This is a genomic window from Thioclava sp. 'Guangxiensis', from assembly GCF_045348365.1.
GTDB classification, from domain to species: domain Bacteria; phylum Pseudomonadota; class Alphaproteobacteria; order Rhodobacterales; family Rhodobacteraceae; genus Thioclava; species Thioclava kandeliae.
Genome location: NZ_CP155822.1, coordinates 2,702,504 through 2,718,214 on the forward strand (window position 1 = coordinate 2,702,504; position 15,711 = coordinate 2,718,214).

Here is a 15,711-nt window from a genome sequence, read left to right on the forward strand (position 1 = left end):
AATCGCGCCATCCTCACGAGATTGTTGACGTAAAACTTTGTAGCCATTGCATTTTCTTTCGTTCACCTTGTTTTCGTCACTTTCGGATAGTGAAAGGTTAACGGAAGATAGGGGATAGTCGGGGTCGAGGATGAGCGATGACCCGTGGCTGTCATGCGGGCCGGTTTGAGGATCGAGGGGTGGAACAGATGCAGGATATGAGCGTGACGGACTGGCAAAGCCGCATGGCCGCGCTTGGCGAGGAGTTCGGTCATTACGAAGAGCTTGGCCGTGCCCATGCCGCGCTCTTCAGTCAGGATGCGCCGGTCCTTCTGGTCACTTTCGAGCTACGTAACCCGCTCATCGATTCCGATGAGGAAGGTCTGCCGCTGGGATACCGGATCGCGCAGGAAGGCGGCTGGTCGAGCCTGACGCTGATTGCCGAGGATGCGACATGGTTCCGCTCGCCCGAGGTTTATGCCTATTTCGACCGTCTGGTGGATGACGGTTTCTTCGAGGATTTTGACCGCGTCGTTTTCTATGGTGCGGGATCATGCGGCTATGCTGCCTGTGCCTTCTCGGTGGCCGCGCCGGGAGCCACGGTGCTGGCGATCCAGCCGCAGGCGACGCTGGAGCCGCTGCTGGCAGGATGGGACGACCGTTTCCCAGAAATGCGTCAGGTCAGTTTCGATGACCGTTACGGCTTTGCCCCCGATATGATGGAGGGCGCCGAGCAGGGCTATATCATCTATGATCCGCTCGAGCGGCTCGACGCGATGCATGCGGCTCTGTTCTACCGCCCCAATATCAAGCTGATGCCCTGCATTCTGGCGGGTGGACGAATCGCCTCGCTGATCGCGCGTTGCGGCCAACTGGAACTGATGATCGCGCGGGCCTGCGAGGGCAAACTAACGCCGCGCGTGCTGCGCCATATCTATCGCGACTGCCGCAAGAACATCTCCTATACCCGCAATCTTCTGCGTGCGGTCGATGCGATGGACCGCCCCTATATGGAGGCACTGGTCTGCCATCATGCGGCCGTGCGGCTGAAAGCACCACGGCTGCGCAAACGCTACAACAAACTTGTGGGCGAGCTGGCCAAGAAGGGCATCATTCTCGAACAGGCCTGAAGGGCTGCCCCGTCGCCCCGTAATGCAAAAGGCGACCCGAACCATATGGTTCGGGTCGCCTTTCAAATTTTTACCATTCAACGTGTTACAAACTCTTGGCCTGTCGCCGGTGGCCCGGAAGAGACATACGAACGGCATGCCTCAGGCGGATGGGACCAACGGGAGCAGTTTCTACACTCAGGCGTAGAGACGGTCGCGATAGACATGGGCGACGATCTCGTCGCGCGCGATGCCCTTCATCGCCAATTGCGCATCGGACATGGCGTTCAGGCGAACGATTTCCGACTGGCGCGATTTCGCTTCGGTTGCCAGAACCAGAGCGCGGCCCGCTTTCTGGAACATACGGGCGATCACGGAGCCCAAAGAAGACTTATGGGCAGTATTTACAAAACTTGCCATTTGGAAAACTCCTGTTTCGTGCTTTCAGGACTTTTCCTCCCTGCCTACCCAGATAGGGAAGATGTCCTGCCACGACTACGCCCATTTATTGCAGCCCCGCCATGCAAGCGGCGCAACCGTTCCCGCCACAGGCCCGCCACAGGAAGGCGGTCGTTTTCCCGCAGCCGCGCCGCTCTTCGCGCTGGATTTGCGCGCGCGCTCGGGGTAAGCGGAACCCATGACCCAGATCACCATTCCCCGCCCCGATGACTGGCACCTGCATCTGCGTGATGGCGCGATGCTGAAGGCCATCGCCCCCGAAAGCGCCCGCCATTTCGGCCGCGCGATCATCATGCCCAATCTGGTGCCGCCGGTTGTGACCGGCGCTCAGGCTTCCGCCTATCGTGACCGTATCCTCAAGGCACTGCCCGAAGGGGCGAGCTTCGAGCCGCTGATGGTGCTGTATCTGACCGAGGAGACCGACCCCGAGGATGTGGCCGCAGCCCATGCCTCGGGTCTCGTGAAAGCCGTGAAACTTTACCCCGCAGGCGCCACGACCAATTCGGCCTCGGGCGTGAAGGATTTCGACAAGGTCCGCCCCGTGCTCGAGAAGATGGCCGAGATCGGCCTGCCGCTCTGCGTGCATGGCGAGGTGACCGCGCCTGAGATCGATATCTTCGACCGCGAGGCAGTCTTCATCGACCGGATCCTCGATCCGGTTCTGCGCTCGGTCAAGGGGCTGCGCGTGGTGATGGAACATGTCACCACCAAGGACGGTGTGGACTATGTGAAATCGCAGGGCGACGATATGGGCGCCACGATCACCACGCACCATCTGATCATCAACCGCAACCACATCCTCGTGGGCGGGATCAAGCCGCATTATTACTGCCTGCCGGTCGCCAAACGCGAGGTGCATCGCCTGGCGCTGGTCGAGGCGGCAACCTCTGGTAATCCGCATTTCTTCCTCGGCACCGACTCGGCTCCGCATACCGATCATGCCAAGGAAAACCCCTGTGGCTGCGCGGGCTGTTTCACCGCAACCAACACGATGGCGCTTCTGGCGCATGTGTTCGAGGCCGAGGGCAAGCTGGATAACCTTGCGAAATTCGCAAGCGAGAATGGCCCGGCCTTCTACCGCCTGCCGGTGAACACGGCCACGCTCACACTGAGCAAGACCTCTGAGGCCGCCCAGTGGCCCGCCAAGATCGCGGTGGAGGACAGCCCCGTGACCGTCTTCGATCCGGGCTTCCCCTGCTTCTGGCACGTCCAGGACTGATATTCCCCGCGCCGGTCCGCCGGCGCGGTTTTCCACAAGAAGGTTTCCCTCATGATCCCCGCAAGCTTCCCCCCGAAAGAAGAGATCGCCCGCCTGACCGCGCGTATGCTGCTGGAAATCAAGGCCGTGCATTTCAATGCCCGCGAGCCCTTCACGCTGGCCTCGGGCCTGCCGTCGCCCACCTATATCGACTGCCGCAAGCTGATCAGCTTCCCGCGCATCCGCTCGACGCTCATGGATTTCATGGCCGTGACTGTGATGCGCGAGGCAGGTTTTGAGGCGTTCGACAACGTGGCCGGTGGCGAGACCGCGGGTATTCCCTTTGCCGCGATGGTGGCCGAGCGTCTCGCCCTGCCGATGACCTATGTGCGCAAGAAGCCCAAGGGCTATGGCCGCAATGCCCGTATCGAGGGTGCAATGTCCGAAGGAGAGCGTGTGCTGCTGGTCGAGGACCTGACCACCGATGGCGGCTCGAAACTGTCCTTCGTCGATGCGATCCGCGAGACCGGTGCGACCTGTGCCCATACCACTGTGATCTTCTATTACGGCATTTTTGACGAGACGATCCCGAACCTGCGCGAGCATGGTGTGGAGCTGTCGTATCTGTGCACATGGTGGGATGTTCTGGCCGAGGCGCGCGCCCAGGGCGCGTTTGATGCCGAGACGCTCGACGAGGTCGAAGCCTTCCTCAAAGCGCCCCGTGCGTGGCAAGACGCCAATAAAAAAGACTGACCCCGGTCAGCTGTCTCGCCTGACGCGAGATTCCTGTGGATAAGGCTGTGGGCGGGCCTGTGCGCAAAATGTGCACAGGCCCGCCCTTTCGCATTTTCTTTCGCTCCCTCACGCCGGATATGGTAGAACGGGATCAAACCACCACAATACCCGCCCCTTGCGGAGCCTGTTCGCGGCTGAAGTGCTATGGGTTTTCCACATTGAGTTTTGCGGGAAGGATAAGGTAAGAGACCCGCTCACGGGTATCGAGGCATGAGATGAACGAGATCAGCGCAGTTCGAAACGATCATATCGACCAGCACGGGGCTCAGGAGGCCGATCCGGTTCCGCATAATATCGAAGCGGAACAGCAGCTTCTGGGCGCGATCCTGACCAATAACGATATCTATGACCGCATCGCCCAAGTGGTGAAGGCCGATCATTTCTACGAGCCCGTCCACCGCCGCATCTACGAGACCGCCGTGGCCCGCATCCAGAAGAACGCGCTGGCCTCGCCGGTGACGCTGAAGGGCTATCTGGAGGATGACAGCGGCCTGAAGGAGCTAGGCGGGCCGGCCTATCTGGCGCGCCTCGCGGGCGCAGCCATCTCGGCCTATGCCGCGCGCGATTACGCGCAGATGATCCATGATCTGGCGCTGCGTCGCGAGCTGATCAATGTCGGGCGCGAGCTGTCGGCCAATGCCTCCAAGCTCGATGTCGGCCAAGAGGCCGAACAGCTGATCGTTCAGACCGAAGGTGCGCTCTACAAGCTGGCCGAGTCGGGCACTGCCGAGAAGGGCTTCGTCTCCTTCCTCAAGGCCGTGACGGAGGCCGTGCAATCGGCCAATGCCGCCTATCAGCGCGAGGGGGGGCTGGCCGGTATCTCGACCGGCCTGCGCGATCTCGACAAGAAGCTGGGGGGGCTGCATTCCTCGGACCTCATCATTCTTGCCGGTCGTCCCTCGATGGGGAAAACCTCGCTGGCCACCAATATCGCCTTCAACATCGCCAAAGCCTATAAGCGCGGCCAGAAACCCGATGGCAGCGAAGGTGCGATCGAGGGCGGTTGTGTGGGCTTCTTCAGCCTCGAGATGTCGGCCGAGCAGCTGGCCGCGCGTATCCTGTCCGAAGCCGCCGAGGTGCCCTCCGAACAGATCCGCCGTGGCGATATGTCCGAGCACGAATTCCGCCGCTTCGTCGAGGCCGCGAAATCGCTCGAGACCTGCCCGCTCTATATCGACGACACGCCCGCTTTGCCGATCGCGCAGGTGGCCGCCCGCTGCCGTCGCCTGAAACGGACGCATGGGCTCGATGTGGTGATCGTGGACTACCTGCAGCTTCTGCGTGGCTCGGGGCGTGGCGATAACCGCGTGCAGGAGATCGGCGAGATCTCGATGGGCCTGAAGGCAATCGCCAAGGAGCTCAACATCCCCGTCATCGCGCTCTCGCAGCTGAGCCGGACAGTGGAAAGCCGCGAGGACAAACGTCCGCAGCTTTCGGACCTGCGGGAATCGGGCTCGATCGAACAGGATGCCGATGTGGTGATGTTCGTCTATCGTGACGAATATTACAAAGAGCGCGAGAAACCGGGCGATCACGAGCTGGAAAAGATGGCCGCGTGGCAGCAGGTGATGGAGCAGGTCCATGGCAAGGCCGAGATCATCTTGGGCAAGCAGCGTCACGGGCCGATCGGCTCGGTCGAGGTGGCCTTCGAGGGTCGCTTCACCCGCTTCTCCGATCTGGCTAAGGCATGGCAGGGCGACGGCTCGGACGGGTTCTGATTCGTCCTGCACCGGACAGACAGTCCCCTAGCCGCAAACAAGCGCGCGGGATATTCTTCTCCCGCGCGCCCAAATCCCGCCGATCGCGCGTCGTGAAACCACAGGTCTTGCGCATATTCTTCGGCAAATCCGCGCCGCTGCGGTTAGTTCTTGACGAGGCACGCAGAAAGGCGAAGACATTCGCCCATGGCAAGCTCTACTCTTCATATCGACCTCGACGCCATCGCCTCCAACTGGAAGGCCCTGGACGCCAAATCGGGCCCCGCGACGCAGACCGCCGCGGTGGTAAAAGCCGATTCCTACGGATTGGGGGCGGACCGTGTGGCCCGCACCTTGCTGCGCCAAGGCGCAAAAACCTTCTTCGTGGCCTTGGCCGAGGAAGGCGCGAAACTGCGCCAAGCGATTGGCGATGGACCGGAAATCTTCATCCTGTCCGGTCATATGGCAGGCGATCGCGACATGCTGGTCGATCTCGACCTCACGCCGGTGCTGAATTCCGCCGAGCAGGTGAAACGCCATATGGAAGTGTCTCCGGCCACCCCCTTCGGCGTGCAGCTTGACACCGGCATGAATCGCCTCGGGCTTGAGGATGCTGACTGGCGCGCCCTTGCGCCGATGCTGCTGGAGAAATCGCCCAAACTGGTCATGAGCCACCTCTCCTGCTCGGACGAGGTCCATATGGGGATGAACGAGCGCCAGCTGGCCGAGTTTACCCGCATGACCGACGGCACCGGCCTGCGCCGTTCGCTCTCGGCGACCGGCGGCCTGATCTACGGTAAAGAGTATCATTTCGATCTCGTGCGTCCCGGTATCGGCCTCTATGGCGGCATGCCCTTCGCGGAGGCCAGACCTGTGGTCACCCTCTCTCTTCCCGTCATCCAGACGCGGATGGTGGAGGTGGGCGAAACGGTGGGCTATGGCAATACTTGGGAGGCCAAACGCCGCAGCCATGTGGCCACGATCTCGGCAGGCTATGCCGACGGGATCAGCCGCCGCCTGTCGAACAACGCACAGCTCTGGGCGGGCGACACACCCTGCCCGCTGATCGGCCGTGTCTCGATGGACCTGATCACCGTGGATATCACCGATCTCGACGGCACGCCCGAGGAGCTGGATCTGCTGAACACCCATCAGGGTGTCGATGCGGTGGCCGATCTGATCGGCACCATCGGCTACGAGGTCCTGACTTCGCTGGGCGCCCGCTACGAGCGCCGCTATAGCGAAACGCTGGCCTGAGCCACAACCGGCAGGCGCAAGACCTCGTTCTTGCGCCTGTGACGGCCCCGCATAGGCTGCGGCCCCTTGCATTCACATATCTTTTACCGCAAGCTTCCCTTGGGTGAAGAGCCGCGTCTTGCATGCGGCAACGGGTTTTCAGGGGCGTGTGATGGCAGCAACTTCTCGCAAGGCGGCGATGGCCGATACACAGCCCGGAACAATTTCCGACACGGTGTCCGACATGACGGGGGCCGCCCATCTGCGCAGCCTTGCCAAACGGCGCGGCGATCTTGCGGATATGGTCAATGCCACCGTCTCGGGGCTGGTTCTGGTGCTGGCGGTCTGTGCAGCGGGACAGTTTCTGGCCTCCGCCACGGGGCTGATGCCATGGCTGAACATTGCAGCCTCGTTCGATGGCGGCGCGGTCACTGATCTGGGTCCGTGGCTTCAGGGAGGTTTTGCCGCGATCGCTCTGGTGCTGGCGCTTTACCTGCCCGCCCATTCGCGCGTCAGCCGCCTCGAGCGCAGTCACCGCAACTTCCATATCTCGATGCAGGACGTGGCCCATGCCTACCGGATTGCCCATGAGGCGGATCGTGCGGGGGTCTTCGCGCTCTCGGGCGAATTTGACGCTATGCGTGAGCGGATTGCATGGCTGCGCAGCCATCCCGATCTGCCTGCCCTCGAGCCGGAGCTTCTGGAACTTGCCGCCCAGATGAGCCTGCAATCGCGCGACCTCTCGCGGATTTACAGCGATGCGCGGGTGAACCGTGCGCGCGACACTCTCAGGGCCCGCCAGCAGGAGACAGACCGGCTGGATGCCCAGATCAAGCTGGCGCGCAAGACCTGCGACGAGATCGGCCATTGGCTGACCGATGTCGAGGCCGAGGAGCGGCGCGTGACCCGCGAGTTCCAGCTCCTCGAGCGGGATCTAGTCGCGGTTCTGGCGGCGCTTGGCTACGAGTTGGAAGAGCCGCAGGCACCTGTCACCCCCAAACGCCCGACGAGCAAGGCCGCGAAGGGCTCGAATGTCGTGGCGCTGCCCGGGCCGAATGATCCTCCGGCCCGGTAAGCCCTGTTACATGCCCATCCCGAGATAATCGGCCGAGACATAGCCCGACACGCCCGGATTGTCGGCCAGCGACACACGGCACCAGAGCTGGCCGCTCTCGGTCACGCATTTCTGCTTGGTCAGGCGCGTGCCATCGGGCAGGCCCATGATGATGTTGAACCCGAGCCCCGGCCCGGCCCGCAGCTTCAGCAGATCATCGGGACCGGCCCCTTTGACGACGGCATGGTTGCTGCCCATCGCGCTACAGCTGGCGATAGAACTCAGCGCCAGGGCGGAAAGAAGAAGACGGATGCGCATCGGAAAGCCTCTCGTGGTGAATCTCACCCCCTCTATAGGAAACCCCGCCCCGCGCGCCAATTCCCCCGCCCCGATTTTCTCGCCCCGATTTTCTGCACGGCAATTCTTGCAAGAGCGGTCCGGCCTCTTGATGTTCGCCCTGTGTTCCGCATATTTAACGGATGGCTAAAAACATCCTCTCCTATACCTGCACCGCCTGCGGCGCCGTCCATCGCAAATGGAACGGTAAATGTGATGCCTGTGGCGAATGGAACACGCTGATCGAGGAGGCCCCTCTTTCGGCGGGGCCCAAGGGCAAGACGCTGGGCACCTCCAAGGGCCGCGTCATCGGGCTGAGCAGCCTCGCCGACGAGGAGGCCCCGCCGCCCCGCACCTGTTCGGGCATGGCCGAATTCGATCGTGTTCTGGGCGGTGGTCTGGTGCCGGGATCGGCCATTCTGGTTGGCGGCGATCCGGGGATCGGGAAATCCACCCTGCTCCTGCAAGCGGTCGCGCGCTTTGCCCAAAGCGGTTTGAAGTGCCTCTATATCTCGGGCGAGGAAGCCTCCTCGCAGGTGCGGATGCGCGCGCAGCGGCTCGGGCTGGCCGATGCGCCGGTGCAACTGGGCGCCGAGACCAACCTGCGCGACATTCTCACCACGATGGAATCCGAGGCCCCCGATCTGGTGATCATCGATTCGATCCAGACCATGTGGGCCGATAATGTCGAATCGGCGCCGGGCTCTGTGTCTCAGGTCCGCGCCGCATGTCACGAGCTTGTCAGCTTCGCCAAGAAACGCGCCTGTTCGGTGGTTCTGGTGGGCCATGTCACCAAGGAAGGCCAGATTGCGGGCCCGCGCGTGGTCGAGCATATGGTCGATACCGTGCTCTATTTCGAGGGCGAACGCGGGCACCAGTTCCGTATCCTGCGCGCCGTGAAAAACCGCTTCGGCCCCGCCGCCGAGATCGGTGTTTTCGAGATGACCGGCGGTGGGCTGGCAGAAGTCACCAACCCCTCGGCGCTCTTCCTGTCGGAACGGGGTCAGGCCGCCCCCGGATCAGCGGTTTTTGCAGGGATTGAAGGCACGCGGCCTGTGCTGACAGAGATTCAGGCGCTGGTCGCCCCTTCTACCTTGGCCAGTCCGCGCCGCACCGTGGTGGGGCTCGATAGCGGCCGTATCTCTACGATCATCGCTGTGCTGGAAAGCCGTTGCGGCATCCCCTTCACCGGCCTCGATGTATTTCTTAATGTGGCAGGCGGGATGAAGGTGACCGAACCGGCAGCCGATCTGGCTGCCGCCGCGGCACTTCTGAGTGCCCGAGAAGACACAGCCCTGCCTGCCGATATGGTGATTTTTGGCGAAATCAGCCTTTCGGCGGCCCTCCGACCGGTGGGTCAGGCGGAAAACAGGTTGAAAGAGGCGGCAAAACTTGGTTTCTCACAAGCTATTGCTCCTTCCGGCACGAAAACCGAAGGGGGCGACGGGATCGCCCTGAGGAAACTCCCCGATCTCGTGACATTTGTCGGAGACATGTTCGGCGCCGGTTGACGCGCGGGCGAGACTGAAGGACGTAAAAACGTATGGACGGGTTCACTATCGTCGACGCCATCGTGGCGGTCATCATTATCCTGTCGGCCATTCTGGCCTATAGCCGCGGCTTCGTGCGCGAGGCGCTGGCGATTGTCGGCTGGATCGCCGCCGCCGTGCTGGCCTATATCTTTGCCGATGCGGCCCGCCCGCTCGTCGCACAGATCCCCGTGCTGGACCGCTTCCTTGCGGGCAATTGCGATCTGGCCACCATCGGCGGCTTTGCGGCGGTCTTTGCGCTGGCACTGATCGTGATGAGCTTCATCACGCCCCTCTTCGCCTCCGCCGTGCAGCGTTCGGCGCTTGGCGGCCTCGATCAGGGTCTGGGCTTCCTCTTCGGGGTGATCCGTGGCGTGGTGCTCGTGGCTGTGGCCTTCGTCGTCTATGACCGTGTGATGGTGCATGACCAGATGGCCGTGGTCGACGATTCGCGCTCGGCCAAGGTCTTCTCGCGTATGTCGGTCCAGATGGACGAATCGATGCCCGCAGACGCGCCCGGCTGGATCACTGCCCGTTACGAACAGCTCGTCTCGGCCTGCCCGGTCGATCCCGCACAGCCGATCGAGCAATAACAGCCCCCCCGAGGGTAAAACGTGACATCGTTGTAAAGCTTTCTGGAACGGGAGGGGTTAACACCCCTCCCGTTTCGCATTATATGGCCCTCAACCCTCCCAGATTCCGAGCCCGGAGCCAGTTTCCATGAACGATCTGCCCCAGCCCTTCCTTTCCCATCCCTTTGATGATGACAAGCTGAAGGAAGAATGCGGCGTCTTCGGCGTTGTCGGCGTAAAAGACGCAGCCAACTTCGTGGCGCTCGGCCTGCATGCGCTCCAGCACCGCGGCCAGGAAGCAGGCGGCATCGTCGCCCATGACCCCGAACACGGGTTCAACTCTGCCCACCGTTTCGGCTATGTCCGCGATAACTTTACCAAAGCCTCGCTGATGGAGACCCTGCCCGGCCCGATCGCGATCGGCCATGTGCGCTATTCCACCGCCGGCAAAAAAGGCGCCGTGATCCGCGACATCCAGCCCTTCTTCGGCGAGTTCTCGCTGGGGGGTGCGGCAGTTGCGCATAACGGCAACCTGACCAATGCCGACCAGCTCCGCCGCGAACTGATCGAGATGGGCGCGATCTTCCAGTCCTCCTCGGATTCGGAATGTATCATCCACCTGATGGCGCGCTCGATCCAGAAACGCCATGCCGACCGGATCGCCGATGCGCTGCGCCGCGTCGAAGGCGCGTTCTCGGTGGTTGCGATGACCCGCACCAAGCTGATCGGTGTCCGCGATCCCCTTGGTGTGCGCCCGCTGGTTCTGGGCCGTCTGGGCGATAACGGCTTCGCCCTGTCCTCCGAGACCTGTGGCCTCGACATCATCGGTGCCGAGTTCGTGCGCGAAATCGAACCGGGCGAAATGGTCGTGATCGAGAACGGGCTGGTGAAATCCTCCCGTCCCTTCGCGCCGGCCAAATCGCGCTTCTGCATCTTCGAACACGTCTATTTCTCGCGCCCCGACAGTTCATATGGCGGTCGCTCGGTCTACGAGACGCGCCACCAGATCGGCGTGGAACTTGCCCGCGAGGCGCCTATCGAGGCGGATCTGGTCTGCCCCGTGCCGGATTCGGGCACGCCTGCAGCCATCGGCTTCTCTCAGGAATCGGGGATTCCCTTCGCACTCGGCATTACCCGTAACCAGTATATGGGGCGGACCTTCATCGAGCCGACAGAGCAGATCCGCAATATGGGCGTGCGTCTGAAGCTCAACGTCAACAAGGCGCTGATCAAGGGCAAACGGGTCATTCTGGTGGATGACTCGGTTGTGCGCGGCACCACTTCGCGCAAGATCAAGGACATGATCCTTGATGCGGGCGCCAAGGAAGTGCATTTCCGCATCGCGTCCCCGCCCACCGCATGGCCCTGCTTCTATGGCGTCGATACGCCCGACCGCTCCAAACTCCTCGCCGCCAAGATGACCGAGGACGAGATGCGCGACTGGATCGGCGTCGACAGCCTCAAATTCATCTCGCTGGACGGTCTCTACCGTGCCGCAGGCGAGGCCGAGGGCCGTAATAAGGAAGACCCGCAATATTGCGATGCGTGTTTCTCCGGCGAATATCCCATCTCGCCCGCCGACCAGCTGGCCAAGGGCTTCCAGATGAAGACCGCCGCGGAATAAAATTTTGGCAACGGCGCCCCTCAACAGGGCGCCGTTTGTGCATTTGCAGCAGCGGTTAACGGGTTATCCACGGTTCACGCATAAGTTGATGATCAATCAGCCCTTGCCGCAACCACGGATATAGCAATGCCTAACAAGTCGATCCCAGCCGACCTATTTCTACAACTTCATGCCACAACAATGGCATTGCGCGAGATCGCCAATGGCGACGAGCATCTGATTATCGATCCCCGCACTAAAGCAGAACTTGCCATGCTCTCCAGTGCGCCGCTCGGGCTGCGCCTCGTGGCGCATAAGGAAGATGATCTTAAGATCATCGCCCTGAAACTGATCGTGACCGAGATCAACGAGCCTTGCGCCAGCTGTATCATGCATACCGCATCGGATGCGCCGGTCGAGATCGAGACCCGTGGCGGGACGCCCGAGGTCAAGATGGCCGCCGAGGACCTGATGCTGCGCGAGATCGAACGCCTGAAAGGTGTTCTCAAGATCCTCAAGAATAACGGGATCGAGAATTGGGGCCGCGGGTTCTTCGGAAATGCCCATTCGGCAAAACCGCGCGAGCGGGACCAGATCATCCTAGATCTCGCCCGCCCCTGAGAGCGATAGATTACCACTCGCGAAACCGCTGCTCGCCCTTAGGGGCGGGCAGTATCCATTCCTGCGTTCCGCAATCCACCATCCGGCGCCCTGCGAACGGATGCAGGGATCACAGAACGTCTTCGATATTATCCGCGAGCGCCTCGGCTCGGGCTGCGATCTCGGCCAGCGCTTCGGTCATCTCCGGCGGGATCACCGGAACCTCGACCTTCGCCACAGTGGATTTCGCCTCGGTCAGCTCGGCTTGAAGCCGCGCCATATCCGCCTTCATCGCGGCGATCTCGTCCTCGACCGCCGCGGTGCGATCCGCCAGCATGAGCCCCGCCATCAACAGCATCTTGGCCTCGGGGATGCGCCCGATCTGCCCGATCAGCACGGAGGCCTCGCGGTCGAGCATCTCAGCCGCCGAGCGCAGATAGCTCTCTTCCCCGTTCTGGCAGGCGACCTCGAAGTCACGCCCGCCGATGGTCACGATCACTTCAGCCATTCGGGGTCTCCTCGCTTGCCTCTTCGTCTTCCGGTTGGATCTGCTCCGGCACAGCCTTCTCCGCAGCTGCATCCTCGCGCAATGCGGTATCGCGGGCGGCAAGGAGCGGCTCGATCCCCCCGATGATTTCATCTAGGGCCGCCCGTTCCGCCGTGCGGGCCGCACGCAGCGCCTCGACCTCGGCGCGCAGGGCCTCGTTGATCTGCAACTGGGCCATCCGGCCCCCTGCCTCGACCAAGCCCCGATTGGCGGCGATCAGTTCGGTATTGGCGGCCTGCAGGCGCTCGATTTCCGACAGTGCCTGGGTCAGGGCACGGGCGCGCTGACCCAGCCGTTTCTCCAAGGCCGAAAGCGCAGCCTCACGCTCGGTCGCGGCGAGTTCAATCTGCGCTTGCATGTCCTTGATCTCTTCGCGTGCAGCCAGAAGATCTTCGGACAAGGATTTGTTTTCATTCTGCAATCCCTCGACAAGGATTGCTTCCGGAGCAACCATCTTCTCGGGTTCGGCCACGGCCTTTGCCACAGGGACGGCCTCAAGCGTGGCTCTGGCCTCGTCCAGATCGCTGCGCAGCGCGTCACGCCCATTGACCAATGTCTCGACATTCTTGGCGACACGGGCCAGAGCGAAAGCCAGCCTCCGTTCATATTCCGCGAAATCGGCCGCCTTATCTGTCATCGTGTCAAATCTCCGCTTAACAGCACCTTGCCTGCTGATCTTAATCTAGTCACAAACCAGCGGCCATATCAAATCACCGGATGGGTTCCCCCAAGCGCGGGGCCCGGCCTGCGCCCACGAATCGCGCTATTTACGGTGTTAGTCTGCAGTTTATCCCCTCAGGTCAAGACATTCCCAGTCCGCGCCCCAATATGATCAGCAACTTGGCGCCCGTTCTTGCGACAAAGACCAAAACCGCCTCCACGCAGGCTTGATATTCAGGCGATCCCTGCTATCAGGGGCCGAACGAACGCCACCAAGTCGCCGTATGAGGATCCCGCCCATGGATATCGCCACGCTTCGTGAACAGCACCCCGACCACTGGAAACTCGCCTCGGCCATCCGCGCCCTTGCGATGGACGCCGTGCAGGCCGCCAATTCCGGTCACCCCGGCATGCCGATGGGCATGGCCGATGTGGCGACCGTTCTGTTCCAGAAGCACCTGAAATTCGATGCCAAAGCTCCGAAATGGATGGATCGTGACCGGTTCGTGCTGTCGGCAGGCCATGGCTCGATGCTAATTTACGCTCTCCTCTATCTTTGCGGCGACGCGCAGGTGACGCTCGAGCAGATCAAGAAGTTCCGCCAGAAGGGCGCGCTCACCGCGGGCCACCCCGAGAACTTCCTGCTCGATGCCGTGGAAACCACCACCGGTCCGCTGGGTCAGGGCATCTCGACCGCCGTGGGTATGGCGATTGCCGAGGAAAGCCTGCGCGCGCGCTTCGGCAAGAAGATCTTCGATCACAAGACCTATGTGATTGCAGGCGACGGCTGCCTGATGGAAGGCATCAGCCATGAAGCCATCGGCCTTGCCGGCATGCAGAAACTCAAGAACCTCGTCGTTCTGTGGGACAATAACAACATCACCATCGACGGCCGCGTCGACAAGGCCTGCATCACCGACCAGCGCATGCGCTTCAAGGCTGCGGGCTGGAAAGTGCTGCATTGCGACGGTCATGATCCGGAAGATATCGACCGCGCGCTGACCGAAGCGCAAAAATCGAACGCACCGGTCTTCATCGACTGCAAGACCATCATCGGCTTCGGTTCGCCCAACAAGGCCGATACCTACTCGGTTCACGGCTCGCCGCTGGGGGATGCGGAAATCGACGCCACCAAGAAAATCTATGGCTGGGATCACGGTGCCTTCGAGATTCCTGCGGATGTGAAATCCACCTGGGAAGCCATCGGCGCGCGCGGCGCGGCAGAGCGCGGCGAATGGGAAGAGCGTTTCGGCGCAATTTCGGCCACCAAACAGGCGGAAATCACCCGCATGATGGACGGTGGCGTGTCCAAGAAGCTTGCTGGTGCCATCCGCAAGTTCAAGAAGGACAATTCCGAGGCGGCGCCTAAAGTTGCCACCCGCAAGGCATCGGAAATGGTGCTGGGCGCGATCAACCCCGCCGTTCCCGAAACCATCGGCGGCTCGGCTGACCTCACCGGTTCCAACCTGACCAAGACCGCCGATCTGGGTGTCTTCGATCCCGAGAACCGCAAGGGCCGTTATGTCCATTACGGCATCCGCGAGCATGGTATGGCGGCGGCGATGAACGGTCTTTGGCTACATGGGGGCGTGCGCCCCTATGGCGGCACCTTCTTCTGCTTCACTGATTACGCCCGCGGTGCGATGCGTCTGTCGGCGCTGATGAAAGTGCCTGCCGTCTACGTCATGACCCATGACTCGATCGGCCTTGGCGAGGATGGCCCGACCCACCAGCCCGTAGAGCATCTGGCAATCTGCCGCGCGACGCCCAATACTTGGACCTTCCGCCCGGCGGATGTGATCGAGACGGCGGAAGCGTGGGAAATGGCGCTGACGACCGAGGAAACCCCCTCGGTGATCGCGCTCTCGCGCCAGAACCTGCCGACGCTGCGCACCAAACACACCAACCAGAACATGGTCTCCAAAGGCGCTTATGTGATCGAGGAAGCCGAGGGCAAGCGTCAGGCGATCCTGATGGCGACCGGCTCGGAAGTCGAGATCGCGCTGAAAGCCCGCGAGATCCTGCAAGCACAGGCCATCGGTACACGTGTGGTGTCGGTGCCCTGTATGGAACTGTTTGACGCGCAGGACGAGACCTATCGCCGCCGTATCCTGCCCGCAGGCGCTGTGCGCGTGGCCGTGGAAGCCGCAATCCGTCAGCCGTGGGACAAATACCTCCTCGGCGAGCGTGGCCGCGAGACCAAGGCGGGCTTCGTGGGTATGGAAGGCTTCGGCTCCTCCGCTCCGGCCCCCGAGCTTTACGAGAAATTCGGCATCACCCCCGAAGCGATTGCCGAAAAGGTCAAATCCCTCCTGTGAGACCAGCTGGGGATATGAA

Annotated in this window: 15 protein-coding genes; 11 read left to right on the top strand and 4 right to left on the bottom strand. The window is 61.9% G+C overall.

Annotated features, from left to right (window positions below; all coding sequences use genetic code 11):
* The first annotated feature begins 137 nt into the window (after positions 1 to 137).
* Positions 138 to 1,109 carry a phosphoadenosine phosphosulfate reductase gene (locus ABEB22_RS13380; RefSeq protein WP_339112383.1) on the top strand — a complete coding sequence of 324 codons (972 nt, stop codon included), beginning with the start codon at positions 138 to 140 and terminating at the stop codon, positions 1,107 to 1,109.
* Between the two features lie 177 nt (positions 1,110 to 1,286).
* Here ABEB22_RS13380 and ABEB22_RS13385 read toward each other — a convergent pair whose 3' ends face one another.
* Positions 1,287 to 1,508 (bottom strand): hypothetical protein, encoded by a 222-nt coding sequence (locus ABEB22_RS13385; protein ID WP_339112382.1) that lies wholly within the window; start codon positions 1,506 to 1,508, stop codon positions 1,287 to 1,289.
* 217 nt (positions 1,509 to 1,725) lie between these two features.
* Here ABEB22_RS13385 and pyrC point away from each other — a divergent pair, with 217 nt between their 5' ends.
* From pyrC to ABEB22_RS13410, 5 genes are all read left to right on the top strand, one after another.
* On the top strand, positions 1,726 to 2,766 hold the full coding sequence (pyrC, locus tag ABEB22_RS13390; RefSeq protein WP_406870550.1) for a dihydroorotase: 1,041 nt from the start codon (positions 1,726 to 1,728) through the stop codon (positions 2,764 to 2,766).
* A gap of 51 nt (positions 2,767 to 2,817) precedes the next feature.
* Positions 2,818 to 3,498 (top strand): orotate phosphoribosyltransferase, encoded by a 681-nt coding sequence (locus ABEB22_RS13395; RefSeq protein WP_339112380.1) that lies wholly within the window; start codon positions 2,818 to 2,820, stop codon positions 3,496 to 3,498.
* A gap of 257 nt (positions 3,499 to 3,755) precedes the next feature.
* Positions 3,756 to 5,258, top strand: coding sequence for a replicative DNA helicase (locus ABEB22_RS13400; RefSeq protein WP_339112379.1), 1,503 nt, complete (start codon positions 3,756 to 3,758; stop codon positions 5,256 to 5,258).
* Positions 5,259 to 5,444: 186 nt separating this feature from the next.
* Positions 5,445 to 6,494, top strand: coding sequence for an alanine racemase (alr, locus tag ABEB22_RS13405; protein ID WP_339112378.1), 1,050 nt, complete (start codon positions 5,445 to 5,447; stop codon positions 6,492 to 6,494).
* A 151-nt stretch (positions 6,495 to 6,645) separates the two neighbouring features.
* A complete protein-coding gene (locus tag ABEB22_RS13410) occupies positions 6,646 to 7,548 on the top strand; it encodes a DNA repair protein (RefSeq protein WP_406870551.1) in 903 nt (300 codons plus the stop codon).
* Between the two features lie 6 nt (positions 7,549 to 7,554).
* On the opposite strand, the gene ABEB22_RS13415 is transcribed toward ABEB22_RS13410, so the two are convergent.
* Entirely contained in the window at positions 7,555 to 7,845 is a 291-nt protein-coding gene (locus ABEB22_RS13415; protein ID WP_339112376.1) for an SH3 domain-containing protein, read from the bottom strand.
* Between the two features lie 161 nt (positions 7,846 to 8,006).
* On the opposite strand from ABEB22_RS13415, the gene radA reads away from it, so the two are divergent.
* From radA to ABEB22_RS13435, 4 genes are all read left to right on the top strand, one after another.
* Positions 8,007 to 9,374: a DNA repair protein RadA gene (radA, locus tag ABEB22_RS13420; protein WP_406870552.1), complete on the top strand. Its 1,368-nt coding sequence runs from the start codon at positions 8,007 to 8,009 to the stop codon at positions 9,372 to 9,374.
* Between the two features lie 32 nt (positions 9,375 to 9,406).
* On the top strand, positions 9,407 to 9,985 hold the full coding sequence (locus tag ABEB22_RS13425; RefSeq protein ID WP_339112374.1) for a CvpA family protein: 579 nt from the start codon (positions 9,407 to 9,409) through the stop codon (positions 9,983 to 9,985).
* Positions 9,986 to 10,112: 127 nt separating this feature from the next.
* Positions 10,113 to 11,588 carry an amidophosphoribosyltransferase gene (gene purF, locus ABEB22_RS13430; RefSeq protein WP_406870553.1) on the top strand — a complete coding sequence of 492 codons (1,476 nt, stop codon included), beginning with the start codon at positions 10,113 to 10,115 and terminating at the stop codon, positions 11,586 to 11,588.
* A 126-nt stretch (positions 11,589 to 11,714) separates the two neighbouring features.
* Positions 11,715 to 12,188: a hypothetical protein gene (locus ABEB22_RS13435; protein WP_350934202.1), complete on the top strand. Its 474-nt coding sequence runs from the start codon at positions 11,715 to 11,717 to the stop codon at positions 12,186 to 12,188.
* Positions 12,189 to 12,297: 109 nt separating this feature from the next.
* Here the strand turns inward: ABEB22_RS13435 and ABEB22_RS13440 are convergent, their stop codons facing one another.
* Both ABEB22_RS13440 and ABEB22_RS13445 read right to left on the bottom strand, forming a co-directional pair.
* Positions 12,298 to 12,675, bottom strand: coding sequence for a cell division protein ZapA (locus ABEB22_RS13440; protein WP_350934204.1), 378 nt, complete (start codon positions 12,673 to 12,675; stop codon positions 12,298 to 12,300).
* Positions 12,668 to 13,351, bottom strand: a complete 684-nt coding sequence (locus ABEB22_RS13445; RefSeq protein ID WP_406870554.1) for a hypothetical protein — start codon at positions 13,349 to 13,351, stop codon at positions 12,668 to 12,670. The genes ABEB22_RS13440 and ABEB22_RS13445 overlap by 8 nt, the downstream gene beginning before the upstream one ends.
* Positions 13,352 to 13,673: 322 nt before the next feature.
* Here ABEB22_RS13445 and tkt point away from each other — a divergent pair, with 322 nt between their 5' ends.
* On the top strand, positions 13,674 to 15,692 hold the full coding sequence (gene tkt, locus ABEB22_RS13450) for a transketolase (protein WP_339112369.1): 2,019 nt from the start codon (positions 13,674 to 13,676) through the stop codon (positions 15,690 to 15,692).
* The last annotated feature ends 19 nt before the right edge of the window (positions 15,693 to 15,711 follow it).